The organism is Streptomyces sp. NPDC015144, from assembly GCF_043079735.1.
In the GTDB taxonomy this organism is placed as follows: Bacteria; Actinomycetota; Actinomycetes; order Streptomycetales; family Streptomycetaceae; genus Streptomyces.
Genome location: NZ_JBIBUU010000001.1, coordinates 847062 through 864627, shown reverse-complemented (window position 1 = coordinate 864627; position 17566 = coordinate 847062). Strand labels below are relative to the sequence as shown.

The following is a 17566-nucleotide window of genomic DNA, read 5'->3' as shown; positions in this document are numbered from 1 at the left end:
GGGATACGGCTCACCCCGCCGCGCGGTAGGCGGCGCCCACCTGGGTGGCGGTCGTACCGTCGTACAGTCCGGTGCCGTCGCCGCGGCTGGTGGAGAGCGTGAACCAGGCGTACCGCTCGACGAACGGCAGGCTCTGGAGCATGGCCGTCGACTGCTGCACGAAGGCCGCCTGCTGCTCCTGCGACGGGTACCTCGGTGTGCCGGACGAGAAGTCGATGAGGGCGTATTCGGTCAGCCAGAGCGGCTTGTGGTGGCGGTCGTAGGTGGCCTGGAGGTAGCCGCGCAGCTGGTCGGTGGCGTTGGTGGCGTCGAAGTCGGCGCCGTACCAGTGGACGGGCAGGAAGTCGACCTTGAGGTTTCGGTCGGCGGCGCCCCGGAGGAACTGGCCGAGCCAGCCGTCCGCGCTGTCCGCGCCGGTGGCCACGGCGGGCGCGCCGAGCCGCAGGCCCGTCGACTGCAGCCGGGGCCACAGGTCGAGCGCCTGCTGCACGCTCATGACCGCCTGCCCCGGATGGTCGGGCTCGTTGAAGCCGAGGAGGGTCGTGCCCTGCTGCCTGGCCTGGTCCAGCTCGGCGTCGGTCGCCGAGTCCGGGCCCCAGATCATCGGGACGAACTCGACGCCGTCGGGAGCGGTGATCCCGGATCTGCCCGAGGACCAGGTGTAGAACCAGCCGGCCCCGGAGTCGGCGAGGTCCTGGGCGACGCCGTCGAAGTTCCAGGCGCTCACGCCCTTCTTCCTCGCGTCGGCGGTGGCCGGGGCCGCGATCCGGTCCGTGGCCGTCCCCGGGGTGCCGGACGGGGCCGCGACCGCCGTGGCGCGGCCGGCGGCCGAGAGGGCGAGCGGGGCCGTCAGCGCGGCGGTGAGGATGCTTCTTCTGCGCATGGTGGTTCCCGTCCGTTCAGGCGCCGCGGTGGAATTCGACGGTGAAGCCGCCGCATCGGCTGCACTGCTGCATGACCTGGTTGCCCGGCTCCTGGTCCTGCTTCGACCAGCCGTACGCCTTGGGGCAGTTGGTGGCGATCATGTCGCTGTAGGGGGTCTTGGCATCACGGTTCGGGCTGGTGCACAGCTTCGGTGTGCCGTCGCTCCACCGTGTCAGGTCGTCGGCGGGGCACTTCGGCAGCAGGTCCTCGGCGCAGCCCACCTCGCCGCAGCCGCCACCGGAGCCGGAGACCTCGGTGGGGGTGATCGTGACCGGTACGGAGAAGGCGTTGACGTAGCTCACGTCGTACCAGGGCGCCATGTCGTCGCCGGGGTCGAAGTTGAACTCGGCGAGGCTCACCGGCTGCTCACCGGTGTCCGGCGCGCAGTGGTCGGCGAAGGCGCCGCAGTCGCCCAGCTCGCAGTGGAAGGTGCTGCCGGACTCGCCGCCGCACCCCATGCGGGCGAAGAACGTGCCGCGCCAGTGGCCGGGGGCCTCGTCCTCCGGGACGGTCACCGTCGCCGACTGTCCGGGCTCCAGGACCGGCAACGATCCGAAGTTCCTGGATCCGTCGGCGTTGACGGTGGAGCCGACCCAGATCTTCTTGCCGGTGCTGTTGACGAACGTCACCGTGTGGGCGCCCGCGGTGGCCGCGGCCGGCTCGGCGCCGTCGAGCGCGGTGGCCGTGGCCGTTCTCGCCTCGGGCCGGGCGCCCGGGTGCGGGGGGACCAGCACCAGGAGAGCGGCGGCCACGGCGATCGTGGCCGCCAGGGTACTCAGAACCTTGCGCAATGCTCCTCCGTCGAATGTGCGGTGGGGGGTGAAGAGTCGAGGCGGGCCGGACGGGCGGGTCTGCCGCGCCGCCCCGGGAGCGCGTCGGGCACAGGTCTCCTCGCGTCCACGGGCCCATGGCCAAGCCGGTGCGGTCACGGGGCCGGCACTCGGTCACGCCCTGGCACAGCTCGCCCGGAACAGATCCTGCGCACTCGTCGTTCCTCGGAAACGACCGCACCGGGGGCGGACATGAGTTCGATCACTCGGGGCGTCTCCGGGTGGGGGAAGTCCGGGCACGGATCGGCCGCCGAGCCGTGCGGGATGCCGCACAGTCCGGTGCGCCCCGGCCCGACCTGCGGGAACAGCGACCGGGCCGGCCGGGAAAGGTGACGAAAAGTTCATGTCCGAAGCCTTGTTACGCCATGTTCTACGCGCGTATCTTCAGCTTCTGGATCTGCGCGAGACGCCGTCCGGCGTCCCCCCGTCACCACCTTGACGATCCCTCACCGATCCCGGCGCCCGCCGCGGCGACCGGGCTGTGTCCTGCCATGAAGGAGTGCCGCAACGGTGCCCAGTCCCCTCCCCAACCGTCGCTCCCGCCGCAGACTGCTGCGCGCCGCCCTGCCCGCCGCGGTCACCGCGTCGCTGGTGCTCGTCCCGCTGCCCGGCGCGGTCGCCGCCCCGTCCACGGGCGTGGTCATCGCCGAGGTGTACGGCGGTGGCGGCAACTCGGGTGCGACGCTGAAAAACGACTTCATCGAACTCGCCAACCCGTCAGGGGCCGCCTTCGGCTTGGTCGGCTACAGCGTGCAGTACCTGCCGGGCACGCCCAGCGCCGGCAGCAAGTGGGGGGTCACCCCGCTGAGCGGCTCGGTCGCCCCGGGCGCCCGCTACCTGGTCGCCGAGGCGGCGGGCACGGGCGGCACCGTGAACCTGCCGACCGCCGACGCCTCGGGCAGCCTGGCGCTGTCCGGCACCGCGGGGACCGTCGCGCTCGTCAGCGGCACCGACGCGCTGACCTGCAAGACCGCTGCGGACTGCGCCGCCGATCCGCGCATCGTCGACCTGGTCGGCTTCGGCAACGCCGTGGTCCACGAGGGCTCCGGCGCCGCCGCGGGCGCCTCCAACAGCGCCTCGGTGGCCCGCGCCGCCTCTCTCGCCGACACCGACGACAACGCCGCCGACTTCCAGGCCGGCGCGCCCACCCCGGTCAACGGCAAGGGCGAGACGACCCCCGGCGGCGACGGCGGCACCGGCCCGACCGAGCCCGGCACCGTGCGCATCCATGACATCCAGGGCGCCACCCGCGTCTCGCCGATGGCCGGCCAGACCGTCGTGGGCGTGCCCGGCATCGTCACCGGCGTCCGTACGTACGGCACCAAGGGCTTCTGGTTCCAGGACCCGAACCCGGACGCCGACCCGGCCACCAGCGAGGGCGTCTTCGTCTACACCGGCGGCTCCGGACCGGCCGTCAAGGTCGGCGACTCGGTGCTGGTCACGGCCAAGGTGACCGAGTACTACCCGAACAGCTCGGGCGGCTCGCAGTCCCTCACCGAGCTCTCCGGCCCCAAGACCACCGTGGTCTCCTCGGGCAACACGGTACCCGCCCCGGTCGTCCTGGACGGCTCGGTCATCCCGGCGGTGTACGCCCCGGACATGGCGGGCGGCTCGATCGAGTCCCTGGCGCTGCGGCCCGACGCCTACGCGCTCGACCTGTACGAGTCGCTGGAGGGCATGAACGTCGAGGTCCGCGACGTGCCGGTGACGCAGGCCAGCAACGCGTACCAGGAGCTGTGGGTGAACGCCCGCGAGCAGGACCCCCGGTCGGCGCGCGGCGGTTCCGTGTACCTCGGCTACGACCGGCAGAACTCCGGCCGGCTGCTGGTCCAGTCGCTCGGCGCCGCCGCCGACTTCCCGGTCGCCGATGTCGGCGACCGGCTCACCGGGGCCACCGGGGGCCCGCTGGACTACACCAAGTTCGGCGGATACGCGGTGCAGGCGGACCGGCTCGGCGCCGTCGAGTCGGGCGGGCTGCAGCGGGAGGTGACCCAGCGCGCCCTCCCGAGCGAGCTGACCATCGGCACGTACAACGTCGAGAACCTCGACCCGGGCGACCCGGACGAGAAGTTCGCCGAGCTGGCGAAGGGCGTCGTCACCAACCTGCGCTCGCCCGACATCCTGGCCCTGGAAGAGGTCCAGGACGACAACGGTCCGGTCAACGACGGCACGGTCGCGGCCGGTGCCACCGTCGCCAAGTTCATCGAGGCGATCAAGGCGGCCGGCGGCCCCGCGTACGACTGGCGCTCCGTCGACCCGGTGGACGGCAAGGACGGCGGCGAGCCCGGCGGCAACATCCGCCAGGTCTTCCTGTTCAACCCGCACCGCGTCTCCTTCACCGACATCCCCGGCGGCGACGCCACCACCGCCGTGGGCGTGACCGGCACCGGCAAGCGCGCCTCGCTGACCGCCTCCCCGGGCCGGATCGACCCGGGCAACGAGGCGTGGAACAGCAGCCGCAAGCCGCTGGTCGGCCAGTTCATGTTCCACAACAAGCCGGTCTTCGTGATCGCCAACCACTTCAACAGCAAGGGCGGCGACCAGGGCCTGGACAGCCGGTTCCAGGCCCCGGCCCGCAGCTCCGAGGTGCAGCGCGCCCGGCAGGCCGAGGTCGAGCACGCCTTCGTCGCCAAGCTCCTGGCCGCCGACCCCGGCGCCCGGGTGGTCTCCCTCGGCGACTTCAACGACTACCAGTTCTCTCCGGCCCTCCAGACCCTCACCAAGGACGGCGTCCTGCGCGACCTGGTGAACGAGCTGCCCGCCTCCGAGCGCTACTCGTACGTCTACCAGGGCAACTCGCAGGTGCTCGACCACATCCTGGTCAGCCCCGCGTTCAAGAAGCAGCAGACCCGCTACGACGTCGTCCACATCAACAGCGAGTTCGCCGTCCAGGCCTCCGACCACGACCCGCAGGTGGTCCGCGTCAAGCCCTGACCCGGTCCGGTCGCCTCACCGAGCCCCCGTCCGGTCCCGACCGGACGGGGGCTCGGCCCGCTCCCGGACCCCTGCGGGTCGGTTCAGCCGACCGGGCGGCACAGGAGGGCGTCGGGGACTCCGCCGTGGTTCCACTTCCAGGTGTGGGCGACGCCGGCCAGGTACTCGGTGTCGGCGCACTGACCCTTGTAGTGGCCCGGCGCCCAGTCGCTGCCGGTCGATCCGCCGGTGGCGGGCCGGTTGTCGCCGCTGTCGAACCAGACCGCGCGGCCGTCGGCGGGCAGGGATGCCGCGGCCGGGGCGCACAGGAGGGCCGCCATGGCGTTCCTGTTCACGCTGTAGCCGACCGCGAAGGCGTGGGCGGGGCACTGGAGCTTGCTGTAGCCGCTCGCCCAGTCGCCGCCGGTGACGTACCGTTCGTCGGTGACGACGGTCCAGGAACCGGCGCCCTTCACCGGCTGGCCAGCGTCGGTGCACAGTCCCCTGCTGTCGCCGCGGCCGAGGCCGACGAGGCGCTGGGTGTCGGGGCAGTTGCCCTTGCGGTTGCCGACGGACCAGTCGGGTCCGGCGAGCTTGGTGGCGGAGACGTTGTAGTCGGCGTAGTCCAGGTTCAGCATGTTCCAGCGGGATGCGGAGGCGATCGGACCGGTCCGGCCGGGGGCGTTGACCAGCTTGTCCCAGGCGGTTGCGCGCCAGTCGCCGGAGTCCATGACACCGAGCCGGGTTCCGTCCGCGCTGTAGCTGACCATGGCCCAGTTGTCCTGGGGGGTGCCGTTCGCGTCGGTCCAGCCGACCAGGGGCCAGATGGCGAAGTCGGTGTCGTTCTTCACCAGGATGTCGGTGAAATTGGCGAACCAGGCGCGTTCCCTGGCATCGAGGTCGCCCCGGCCGGCAGCACCGTACTCGCTGATCCACACGGGAGCGGTGAAGTGCTGGCCGGACCGGGTGACGAACAGGGCCTGGTCGTCGACGACCTGGGCGAGCTGTGCGGGGGTGAGTTCCTCGTAACGTGGGTCGTGGGTCTCGCCCGTTCCGGTGGCGCCGGTGTGGTTCGGGCCGGTGTAGCCGTAGAAGTGGGCCGCGTAGACGAGCTTGTCGGAGCGGATCAGGGTGTTGGACAGGGTGGCGACCGGGGTGAGGGTGGGGCGGCCGTGCGGGGTGATGTCGGTCGGGATGCCCTGCCAGTTGATGCCCTCCATCACGATGAGCAGGTCCGGGTCGGCCTGGAGGATCCTGTTGCCCGCTTCCTCCAGGGCCTTGTTGAGGTCGTGGTCGTCGCCCCAGCCCCAGTTCGCGTCGTTCCAGGTGTCGCGGCGGACCTCGTTGCGCAGATCGGCTCCGACGACCCGCTTGTCGTCGCGGTAGCGCTTGGCGAGGAAGACCCAGTCGTCGATCCACTGCTGGGTGGTCTGACCGCTGTTCCAGCGCTCGTTGCCGTCCAGCCCGCAGCAGAAGCGGTAGCTGGTGGTGTGGTTGTTGAGGATGACGGCGAAGCCGTCCGCGGTCAGGGCCGCGACGACGGCGTCGAGGACCTGCAGCGGGGTCTTCCCCTTGAGTTGTGGGTTGGCGGTGACGGCCGAGTCCGGGACGGTGCTCGTGTCGTGGATGAGCGCGTTGGCGAACGGGAGCCGGATGCTGTTCAGGCCCAGGGCGTGGAAATCGGCCAGGATCCGGGAGATCGGCTTCCGGTCGAGGCCGAGCGGGATGTTGTGCGACATCTGCCGCGCCTGGTGGTTCGCCGGGTCGTCGACGCTTCCGCCGCCCTCCCACGTTCCTTGGGCACCGGCCCAGTTGCCGGACTTGAGTTTGAAGCGGTCCCCGTCGGCGTCGACGACGTACCGGTCCCGGGTGGAGAGCGGGCCGGTCCACGAGGCGGCGAGCTGGGCACCCGTGAGGACCGAGGGCGGTGGCGCTGTCGCGGGACCCGTCGCGGCGGCGGTGGGGGCGAGGGTGCCGAGGAGGAGCGCGGACGTCGTGGCGAGAGCCGCGGTCAGGCGGCGGAGCGGAGTGGTGCGAGGTGTCACGGGGAGGCTCCTGTACGGGTGGGGGAACGGTGCCTGCCTGGTGCGGAGCGGTCACGTGCGGTGGTCCGGCCCTGGGGGCCGCTGGTGGCGATGGATTCGACGATGTGCCGTCGCGCGGCAAGGAGCAAGACGGCCGGGGTGTGACGGTGGCGACGGTGCCGGCGAGGAGTACCGGTCCGCCCCTCGTCGGCCACCGCCCCGTCGTGCGGTCGACGGCCGGAGCGCCGAGTTCCGGCTTCGCGCCCCGTATGGGGGACGGTCCCCCCATATTCTCGGGCCCCGGTCGGTGGGGGTGGGAGGAGCCCCCGGGGTCCGGCGGTGTCACGGGACGGTACGCACGGCCGTGTCGGCGTACGGGGAGCGGCGCGGCGGCCACCTGTGAACAGGCAGGCGGTGCGCTTCAGCTCCCGGGAGCGGCCCATCGGGGCCCGGGAGCCGCCCGTGGAGGTGGCTCGCCCGCCCCGGGGGCCGGTGGCCCGAAGGAACTTGGGGGATCACCCCGCATCCGCCGCCGCCACGGCACCCGTTCTACTGGTGTCCGGCCGGCGGCTCCCCCGGTGACGCCCCGGGAGAACACCCCGCCGGTCCGAACTCGACTCGTGTCCCACAGCCAACAGGTGCCGTACGACAAGACATACAGGAGCGCACGACATGCGGACCTCTCTGGGTATCGACTCCGTCGCACGGAGTGTGTACATCTCGATGGTCGACCGGCCCGGCGCGGAGGTGGCGGAGCTGGCCTCGCGACTGGAGGAGACCGAGGAAACGGTCCGGGGCGGACTGGAGCGGCTGTCCGCGCAGCTGCTCATCGTCCCGGGGGACTCCGCCAGCGGCTGGCGGCCGGTCGATCCGGAGGTCGGGCTGGCGGCGATACTCACCTGGCAGCAGGACGAACTGGCCCGCCACCGGCTTCAGGTGGAGGGCAGCCGGCTGGAGGTGACCCGGCTGCTGTCGGAGCGGGGGCAGGACGGCCGGGAGAGCGTTCCGGACGTGAAGTGGCTGGCCGGGGCGGACGCCGTGTGGCAGCACGTCACCTCGCTCGCCGACGCGTGCGCGCAGGAGTGGCTGACCGTCGGACCGGTCGAGCGGCCGGACGCGGCGGCCTTCGAGGCCGGTCACTCGCTCCACGAGATCCTCCGGCGGCGCGGCACACCCGCCCGCACGATCGTGCTGGAGAGCGTCCGCAACGACCCGGAGGCGACGGAGCGGCTGCGCCGGAGCGAGGAGTGCGGCGGCGCCGTCCGCACCCTGCCGTCGCTGCCCGTGTGGATGATCGTCTCCGACCGCAGGCACGCCGTCGTGCCGGTCACCAGCGGACACGGCGTGGTCGGCGCGATGGCCTGCGGCGTCGAGTCGGTCACGGAGGCCTTCGCGACCCTGTTCGCCCGGCTGTGGAAGGAGGCCCTGCCGCTCGCCGAGGCCCGCCCCCGCACCAGCGGCAATCTCTCCCTCCAGGAACAGCATGTGCTCCTGCTGTGGGCGCAGGGGCTGACGGACGCGGCGGCGGCGCGGCGGATGGACGTCTCGGTGCGCACGGTGCGCCGCCTCTCGGAGAAGCTGACCGACCGGTTCGGTGCCCGGAGCCGGTTCCAGCTCGGCGCCCTCGCACTCGCCAGCGGCGGCATCCGCGCCGAGGACATGGCCTGACCGGTCCGGTCCGGCGCACCGGGCCGGGAAGGGGCCGGATCCCGTCGCCGGGGTCCGGCCTCTTCCGTCGCGGCACCGGGCAGGATCACCCGGCGGGGGCGAACTGCGCGGTGATCGCCGCCATCATCAGGTCGGCGATGCCCTGGGCGAGCTGCGCCGGGGTGGGGAGTTCGAACACGGCGCGTACCGGGACGTCCACCCGGAGCGCCTTCCGGAGCCGGGAGGCCACCTGCGTGGCGAGCAGCGAGTGCCCGCCGAGCTGGAAGAAGTTGTCGTGCACGCCGACGCGTTCGATGCCCAGCAGCTCCTGCCAGACGGTGGTGACCGCCCGCTCGACGGCGTTGCGCGGTGCCGTGTACTCCTCTCCCAGGTCCGGCCGTTGGTGGTCGGGGATCGGCAGGGCCTTCCGGTCCACCTTGCCGTTGGGGGTCAGCGGGAGGCGCTCCAGTGTGACGAACGCCGCCGGGATCATGTGGTCGGGCAGGAACCGTCCCAGATGGGCGTGGAGGTCGGCGGTGGTCGGCGCGTCCGTGCCGGTGGGCACGAGGTAGGCGACGAGCCGTTTGTCGTCGGGGGTGTCCTCGCGGACGATCACCGTGACCTCGCCGATGCCGGGGTGGGTCAGCAGGGTGGACTCGATCTCGCCGAGTTCGATGCGGTGGCCGCGGATCTTCACCTGGTTGTCGATCCGCCCGAGGAATTCGAGCTCCCCGTCCGCCCGCCACCGCACCAGGTCGCCGGTGCGGTAGACCCGGGTGCTCACCCCTTCGGCCTCGTACGGGACGAACTTCTCCTCGGTCAGCTCCGGCCTGCCCCGGTAGCCCCGGGCCACCGGGACGCCGCCGATGAGGAGTTCGCCGGGGACGCCGACGGGCAGCGGCCGGCCGTGCTGGTCCACGACGAACGCCCGGGTGTTGGCGACGGGCCGGCCGATCGGCGGGACCACGTCGCCGGGTTCGACCTCCGTCGAGGTGACGATGACGGTGGTCTCGGTGGGCCCGTAGTTGTTGATCACGCGGAACGGCAGCCGTGCCCGCGGCGGCATCCGCAGCCGGTCGCCGCCGGTCAGCACGTAGTCGAGGGCGCAGTCCGCCTCCCACGGCAGCGCCGCCAGGGCCTCCAGCATCGGTGTGGACAGGAACGTGGTGTGGACGCGCTGTTCGCACAGCCAGTCCCGCAGCAGGTGGGGGCTGAGTCGGACGGTCTCGGTGGTGACGCAGCAGGTCGCGCCGCCGATCAGGCCGAGCCACAGTTCCCACGCCGCCGGGTCGAAGCCGATCCCGGCCATGAGCGCGATCCGCTGCCCGGGTTCCAGCCCGTACTCGCCGACCGTCCAGTGCACCAGGTTGATCAGGCTGCGGTGCTCCACCTCGACGCCCTTGGGGCGGCCGGTGGAGCCGCTGGTGTAGATCAGGTAGGCGAGGTCGTGCGAGGCGGCGACGGGCCGGGGATCGGTGTCCGGCTCGTCGGGCAAAGTCGTGGTGTCCAGGTCGAGCAGCAGCATCGGTACGTCGGCGGGCAGCCGGCCGGTGTGCGCGGAGCCGGTGAGGACGACGGGGGTCGCGGTGTCCCGCACCATGTACGCCAGCCGCTCCGCCGGGTACTCCGGGTCCATCGGGACGTACGGCGCGCCCGCCTTGAGGACGCCCAGCACGGCCGTCACCAGATCGGGGCCGCGCTCCAGGCACACCGCGACCGGCATGTCCGGCCGCACTCCGTACCGGGTCCGAAGATGGTGGGCGATCCGGTTGGCGCGCGCGTTGAGCTGTCCGTACGTCAGGGTGCCCTGCGGTCCCTCCACGGCGACCGTGTCCGGCTGCCGCGCCGCGCGCTCCTCGAACAGGCCGTGGAGGGTGGCGGTGTCCGGGAAGGGCGCCTCGGTGCGGTTCCACTCGACCACCGTGCGCCGTCCCTCCTCGGCGGTGAGCAGGGAGAGCCGGGAGAGCCGTGCCCCGGGCTCGCGGGCCACCGTCTCCAGCAGGGTGCCCAGGTGGCCGGCCATCCGGGCGACCGTGTCCCGTTCGAAGAGATCCGTCCGGTACTCCAGGGTGCCGCGCAGCCCGCCGTCCGCGCTCTCGGAGATCATCAGGGTGAGGTCGAACTTGGCGTCCGGCAGGGTGACCGCGAGCGGCTCGACGTCCAGTCCCGGGAGGCTCCAGCCGTCCTCGTCCGGGGTGTTCTGGAACACGAACATCGTCTGGAAGAGGGGGTTGCGGGAGGGGTCGCGGTCGGGGGCGAGTTCCTCGACGAGGCGTTCGAAGGGCAGGTCCTGGTGATCGTACGCGCCGAGCGCGGTCTCCTTCACCCGGTCCAGCAACTCCGTGAACGCCGGATCCCCGGAAAGGTCCGTCCGCAGGACGAGCGTGTTGACGAAGAAACCGATCAGCTCCTCCGTCTCCGCCCGGTTCCGACCGGCCACGGGACTGCCCACCGCGATGTCGTCCTGGCGGGCGTACTTGACCAGCAGCACCTGGAAGGCGGCGAGCAGGACCATGTACAGGCTCGCGGTGCCGCTCCTGGCGGCCTCCCGCAGCCCGGCGGCCACGGCCGCGCCCACCTCGAACGTCACGGTGTCGCCGCCTCCGGGGCGCCCCGCCGGACGGCGGTGGTCGGTGGGCAGTTCGAGGGGTTCCACCCCGGCGAGCCGCTCCCGCCAGTACGCCAGTTGTCCCTCCAGCACGTCAGTGGTGTACTTCTGCCGCTGCCAGACGGAGAAGTCGGCGTACTGCACCGGGAGCCGGGTGTCCTCGGGCGCGGTGCCGGCCGTCGCCGCCCGGTAGCCTTCCCGCAGTTCGCGCGCCATGACCGGCTCCGACCATCCGTCACAGGCGATGTGATGCACCGTCAGCAGCAGGTGTGCCTCCTCGTCGGCCAGCCGTACCAGATGGGCGCGGAGCAGCGGTCCGGCCGCCAGGTCGAACGGTCGGGCGGTCTCCGCGCGGGCGAACTCGCTCGCCTCCTGGTGCCGTTCGCCGAGGTCGGTGATGTGCCGCAGGTCGTGGACGGTCGCGCGCACCGGCGTCGGGGGGTCGACGATCTGTGCCGGTTCGCCGTCGTCGTCGGCGACGTACCTCGTCCGCAGGATCTCGTGGCGTGCCACCAGGCGGGTCAGCGCCGTGTCGAGGGCGCCGGTGTCGAGGGCACCGCTGACGCGCAGCGCGAAGGGCACGGCGTACTCGGCGCGTCCGGGTTCCAGCTGGTCGAGGAACCACAGCCGTCGCTGGGCGAAGCTCAGCGGCAGCGGCCCGCCGGTGCGGTCGGCCGGCCCGATGCGGTCCGTGCCGGCCGCCCCGTCGGCGGCGAGCTCCTCCACGGTGGCGGCGAGCCCGGCGACGGTGGGGGTCGCGAACAGTTCCCGCACCGGCACCTCCACGCCCAGGGCGTCCCGCAGCCGTGACGTGACCTGGGTGGCGAGCAGGGAGTGACCGCCGAGCGCGAAGAAGTCGTCGTCCACCCCGGTGACCTCGGTGCCCAGCACCTGGGACCAGGCGGCGGCGACCGCCCGTTCGACCGGGGTGCGGGGGGCCGGGCCGCGCGCCCCGGACGCGCGGGGCTCGGACGCGGGCAGCTTCCGCCGGTCCACCTTGCCGTTCGGGGTCAGCGGCAGTCGCTCCAGCGGCACGAAGGCGGACGGCACCATGAAGTCGGGCAGTTCCCTGCGGAGCCGTCCGCGCAGGGTCTCGCCGTGCACCGTGGCGCCCTCCGACGGGACGACGTACGCGACGAGCCGCCTGTCGCCGGGGGTGTCCTCGCGGACGACGACGGTGGCCGCGGCGACGTCGGGGCCGGTCAGCAGCGCGGCCTCGATCTCGCCGGGCTCGATGCGGTGCCCGCGCAGCTTCACCTGGTCGTCCAGGCGCCCCAGGAACTCGAGCTGCCCGTCGGCCAGCCAGCGCACCCGGTCCCCGGTGCGGTAGACGCGGCGCGGTGTGCCGTCGACGTCGACGGTCACGAACCGCTCCGCCGTCCGGTCCCGCTGCCCCCGGTACCCGCGCGCCAGCCCGCCGCCGCCGACGAGGAGTTCGCCCGGAACCCCGGTCGACACCGGCCGGCCGTGCCGGTCCACCACGTACACGAAGGTGCCGGGCACCGGGCGGCCGATCGGCGGGACGGCGGTGCCGCTGACGACCTCGGCCGAGGTCGTCACCACCGTCGACTCGGTCGGTCCGTAGTTGTTGACGACGCGGAAGGGCAGACGCAGCCCGGCCGGGAGGCGCAGCGCGTCACCACCGGTCAGCACGTGTTCCAGGGAGGTCGGCTCCGACCAGTCGAGGGAGGCCAGCGCCTCCAGTACCGGTGTGGAGACGAAGGTGCCCGTGATCCGCCGCTCGTTCAGCCAGCGCTGGAGCAGCGCCGGGGTCAGCCGCACCGTCTCGTCGGGTACGCAGACGGTGGCGCCGGTCGCCAGGGCGGGCCACAGCTCCCAGGCCGACGCGTCGAACCCGACTCCGGCCAGCAGCGCGACCCGTCGTCCGGGAGCGGCGCCGAAGGTGTCGGCCGTCCAGCGGACCAGGCCGGCCAGGCTGTGGTGCTCGATCTCGACGCCCTTGGGGCGGCCGGTGGAACCGCTGGTGTAGATGACGTACGCCAGGTCGGCGGGGGACGCCGAGGGTTCCGGGTCATGGGCCGGCAGGTCGGCGAGGGAGGGCCAGTCCCGGTCGGTGAGGAACCGGCCGGGGCCGTCGGGCAGCCGGGCGGACCGGGCGCCGTCGGTGACCACGAGCCCGGCCCGCGCGTCCGTGATCATGTGGGCGAGCCGGTCGGCGGGGTGCTCGGGGTCCAGCGGGAGGTAGGCGGCGCCGGACTTGAGCACGGCCAGCAGTGCGGTGATCTGTTCGGGGCCGCGCTCCAGGCACACGGCGACCACGGCCCCGGGACCGGCCCCGCGCAGACGCAGGTGGCGGGCGAGCCGGTTGGCCCGGGTGTTCAGCTCCCGGTAGGTCGTTCCTCCGCCGGCCGCGAGCACCGCGGTCGTGTCCGGCCGCAGGGCGGCGCACTCCTCGACGAGCCGGTGCACGGTCTCCCCGGCCACGGTCCCGTCCGCCGCCGCCGACGCCGTCCCGCTCCATTCGGTCAGTACCCGGCGCCGCTCGGCCCCGGTCAGCACCTCCAGCTCGGACAGGCGGCGCTCCGGTCCGGCGACCGCCGAACGCAGCAGCGTGGCGAAGTGTCCGGCCAGCCGCTCGGCCGTGTCCGGGGCAAACAGGTCGAGGGCGAAGACCAGGTCTCCGCCGAGCGAGCCGTCGGGCCGCTCGGTGAGGATCAGGGACAGGTCGAACTTGGCCTCCTCCTCGCGGACGGGGAACGGCTCCACCACCGTTCCGGGCAGCCGCCAGGCGTGGCCGTCCGGGGTGTTCTGGAGGGCGAACATCGTCTGGAAGAGGGGGGTGCGGGAGAGGTCGCGGTCGGGAGCGAGTTCTTCCACGAGGCGTTCGAAGGGCAGGCCCTGGTGGTCGTACGCGCCGAGCGCGGTCTCCTTCACCCGGTCCAGCAGCTCCGTGAACGCCGGATCCCCGGAAAGGTCCGTCCGCAGGACGAGCGTGTTGACGAAGAAACCGATCAGCTCCTCCGTCTCCGCCCGGTTCCGACCCGCGACAGGACTGCCCACCGCGATGTCGTCCTGGCCGCTGTACTTGGCCATCAGCAGCTGGAACACCGCCAGCAGCGACATGAACAGGCTCGCGCCCTGCCCGGCCGCCAGCCGCCGGGCCGCTGCGACGACGTCGGCGGGGACCGAGAAGGACACCGTGCCGCCCCGGCCCGACCGCTGGGCCGGACGGCGGTGGTCGGTCGGGAGTTCCAGCGGACGTGCTTCGGCGAGCCGCTCCCGCCAGTACGCCGACTGCCCCGCCAGCGCCGGTCCGTCCAGCACCTCGCGCTGCCAGCTCGCGAAGTCCGCGTACTGGAGGCCGAGGGGGGCCGGGGCGCCCGGCCGGCCGGCCACCGCCGCTCCGTACAGTTCGCCCAGCTCGCGGGCGAGGATCCCCTCCGACCAGCCGTCGGAGACGATGTGGTGGACCGTGAGCAGCAGCAGCCACTCCTTGTCGGCCACCTGGACCGCCGTCGCCCGGAGCAGCGGCCCGGCGGCCAGGTCGAACGGCTCTCCGGCCGCCTCGCGCAGCATCTCGCGCGCGGCGTCGGTGCCGAGGTGCCGGGCGTCGTGGACGTCCACCGCCACCTCGCGCACGGCGTCGACGACCTGGAACGGGCGTCCCGTGGCATCCGCGACGAACCGGGTCCGCAGGATCTCGTGCGCGGTGGTCAGGGCCGTCAGTGCGGCACCGAACGCGTCCGGCGCGAACTCCCCCCGCACCCGCAGCCCCACCGGGATCGTGTACTCGGCCCGGCCCGGCGCCAACTGGTCGAGGAACCAGAGGCGTTGCTGGGCGAAGGAGAGCGGCAGGACACTCGTCCGGTCCGCGCTCGGGATCGCGGCGCGGGTGTCCGGCTCCAGTGCGTCCACGGCCGTCGCCAGCAGCGCCGGGGTCGGCGCGTCGAAGAGCGTCCGGTAGGGGACGTCCACTCCGAGGTCGCGGCGCAGCCGGGAGGCGACCCGGGCGGCCAGCAGGGAGTGGCCGCCCAGCTCGAAGAAGTCGTCGTCCGCGCCGACCTCGTCGATGCCCAGCAGCTCGGCCCAGACGGCGGCGACCGCCCGTTGCGTGGGGGTGCGCGGTGCGGCGAACGCGGCGGAGAGATCCGGGCGGTGGCTCTCGGGTGCGGGCAGTGCCCGCCGGTCCACCTTGCCGTTCGGGGTGAGCGGCAGCCGCTCCAGCACGACGTACCGGGCGGGCAGCATGTGCTCGGGCAGCTCGCGGGCGAGGGCGGCGCGCAGCCCGGCCACGGCCAGGGGCGTGCCGCCGGCCGGCACGAGGTAGGCCACCAGCCGTTTGTCGCCCGGGGTGTCCTCGCGGACCACGACCGTGGCCGCCGCGAGGGCCGGCCGGGAGAGCAGGGCGTTCTCGATCTCGCCGAGCTCCACCCGGTGCCCGCGCAGCTTGACCTGGTCGTCCATGCGGCCGAGGTAGACCAGGCGCCCGTCCGGCAGCCACTTCACCAGGTCGCCGGTGCGGTAGAGGCGGGCCCGGGGGTCGTCGGAGAAGGGGTGCGGCACGAAGCGCCGCGCCGTCAGGTCGGGTCGGCCCAGATAGCCGAGGGCCACGTTGACCCCGCCGATCAGCAGCTCGCCGGGGACTCCGACCGGCTGGATCTCGCCGTGCGTCCCGACCACGTACACCTCGGTGTTGTCGATCGCCCGGCCCATCGGCACATGGTCCGCCGCCGGGTCCACCGATGTCGTCCGGGCGACCACGTTGCCGACGGTCGCCTCGGTCGGGCCGTACTCGTTGACGATCGCGGTGTCCCCGGTGCCGAGGGCCAGTACCCGGTGCGCCAGCGCCGGAGTCAGGTCCTCGCCGCCCGCGACGACCGTGGCGATGCCGTGCCGGGCGCCGTCCTGCTCCAGCCGGGCGGTCAGCAGCTCCAGGTGCGAGGGCGTCGCCTTCAGGAAGCTGACCGGGACACCGGTCGCGACGATGTCCATGGCCGCGTCGAACACACTCTGCCCCGGCCCCGGCTCCGGTACGACCAGGCACAGCCCCTGCACCAGCGGCAGGAACAGCGCGGTCACGGTCAGGTCGAAGGCCGCCGACGAGCACAGCAGGGAACCGATGCGGGCACCGGGTGCCGGGGGGTAGTTACGGTCGCACCAGTGCAGGTAGTTGACGACACCCCGGTGCGCGACACGCACGCCCTTGGGGCGGCCCGTCGAACCCGAGGTGTAGATGACGTACGCCAGGTCGTCCGGGCCCGCGGCGGCGAGCGGGGCGGTGCCGGGGCCCGACGGCCACTCCCGGTCGGCCCGCAACAGCGCGGTGTCCGGGGCGAAGAGGTCCGCGTGCGCGGAGTCCGTCACCACCACCGGTGCGGCGCTGTCCTCGACCATGTACCGCAGCCGCTCGGCCGGGTAGGCCGGGTCCAGCGGTACGTAGGCGGCGCCGGACTTGAGCACGCCGAGCAGTGCGCACACCAGGTCGGGGCCGTGGTCCAGGCAGACCGCGACCAGTGTGCCGGGGCCGATGCCCCGCTCCGCCAGGTGGTGTGCGAGCCCCTGGGCGCGCTCGTCCAGTTCCCGGCAGGTCAGCCGCTGTCCGCCGTGCTCCAGGGCGACCGCGTCGGGCCGGCGCACGGCCCGGTCCGCCACCAGTTGGTGGACGGTCGCGGTGTCGGGGAACGCGGACCGCTGCCCGTTCCACTCGGTCAGGATGCGGTGCCGTTCCGGCTCCGTCAGCATGTCCAGCGCGCTGAGCGGCTTGCCGGGCGCCTCGGCGGCGGAACCCGCGAGCGTCGTGAGGTGGCCCGCCATCCGCTCCGCCGTGGCGCGTGCGAAGAGATCGGTCCGGTAGCCGAGGACGCCTCTTGGTCGCCCGTCGTCCGCGACGAGGTCCAGCGTGATCTGCGCGTGGGGCGGGAACGCGGTGGGCCCCCGGTCGGCGGTGCGCCACGCGAACCACGCCACCGCGGTGCCGGTCGTCCCGGAGGGCACCGGGCCGCGGGCGGCGGCGTCCGCCATGCCCCGCGCGACATGGGCCACGGCCTCGGTGAACGCCGGGTCGCCGGACGCGCCGCACACCACGGCCGCCACATCCGCGTCCGATTCCCGCGTGCCGTCCAGCGCCGCGCCCGTGTCCCGTGTGCCGTCCGCCACCACGGCCACCGGGACGTCGCCCCGGCCCGCGTGCCGCGCCAGCAGGGTGTGGAACACCGTCAGCAGGACCGCGGACAGCTCCACTCCCCGGTCCCGGGCCAGCGCGGCCAGCGCGTCGGCGGTGCGGGCGGGCACGTCGAACGGGACCCGGTCCATGGGACCCGGTCCGTCCTCCGACGGCCTGTGGTCCAGCGGCAGTTCCAGCGGCTCGATGCCCGCCAGTGCGTGCCGCCACTCCCCCAGCTGGTGATCAGCCACCGTTCTCTCCCCATCGTCAGGACGTCGTCAGCGGTACAAGCGGTTCACGGGCGGCACGTCGTACGGCGTGCGTCGAGGGCAGGGGCGGAGTCCTCCCGGCGGTCCGGGGAACGTGCGGCCGGCGGAACCGCGGCCGCCGGCGCCGAACGTCCGCGACGAGCAGGCTAGGAGGCCCGGACGCGCGCCCCCAGTGGACAGAAGTGACGCCTCCGGGGGTGGTCACAACTGCCCAGTGCCGTTCCCGA

At 73.2% G+C, this 17566-nt stretch carries 6 protein-coding genes; 2 read left to right on the top strand and 4 right to left on the bottom strand.

The window, feature by feature from the left end; all coding sequences use genetic code 11:
- Positions 1-10: 10 nt before the first annotated feature.
- Both ACF08W_RS03655 and ACF08W_RS03650 read right to left on the bottom strand, forming a co-directional pair.
- A complete protein-coding gene (locus tag ACF08W_RS03655) occupies positions 11-883 on the bottom strand; it encodes a glycoside hydrolase family protein (protein WP_392278270.1) in 873 nt (290 codons plus the stop codon).
- Between the two features lie 16 nt (positions 884-899).
- Complete coding sequence (locus ACF08W_RS03650) at positions 900-1715, bottom strand: thaumatin family protein (RefSeq protein ID WP_392278269.1); 816 nt, start codon at positions 1713-1715, stop codon at positions 900-902.
- A gap of 549 nt (positions 1716-2264) precedes the next feature.
- On the opposite strand from ACF08W_RS03650, the gene ACF08W_RS03645 reads away from it, so the two are divergent.
- On the top strand, positions 2265-4688 hold the full coding sequence (locus ACF08W_RS03645) for an endonuclease/exonuclease/phosphatase family protein (RefSeq protein ID WP_392278268.1): 2424 nt from the start codon (positions 2265-2267) through the stop codon (positions 4686-4688).
- Between the two features lie 83 nt (positions 4689-4771).
- Here ACF08W_RS03645 and ACF08W_RS03640 read toward each other — a convergent pair whose 3' ends face one another.
- Positions 4772-6712 carry a glycoside hydrolase family 5 protein gene (locus ACF08W_RS03640; protein WP_392278267.1) on the bottom strand — a complete coding sequence of 647 codons (1941 nt, stop codon included), beginning with the start codon at positions 6710-6712 and terminating at the stop codon, positions 4772-4774.
- Positions 6713-7363: 651 nt separating this feature from the next.
- Here ACF08W_RS03640 and ACF08W_RS03635 point away from each other — a divergent pair.
- Positions 7364-8359: a helix-turn-helix domain-containing protein gene (locus ACF08W_RS03635; RefSeq protein ID WP_385216065.1), complete on the top strand. Its 996-nt coding sequence runs from the start codon at positions 7364-7366 to the stop codon at positions 8357-8359.
- Between the two features lie 85 nt (positions 8360-8444).
- On the opposite strand, the gene ACF08W_RS03630 is transcribed toward ACF08W_RS03635, so the two are convergent.
- Complete coding sequence (locus tag ACF08W_RS03630) at positions 8445-17321, bottom strand: amino acid adenylation domain-containing protein (protein WP_392278266.1); 8877 nt, start codon at positions 17319-17321, stop codon at positions 8445-8447.
- Positions 17322-17566 lie beyond the last annotated feature (245 nt).

Excerpts from the sequence above, each read along its gene's own strand:
- ACF08W_RS03655 (WP_392278270.1), bottom strand. The coding sequence starts at position 883 with ATGCGCAGAAGAAGCATCCTCACCGCCGCGCTGACGGCCCCGCTCGCC.
- ACF08W_RS03635 (WP_385216065.1), top strand. The coding sequence starts at position 7,364 with ATGCGGACCTCTCTGGGTATCGACTCCGTCGCACGGAGTGTGTACATC.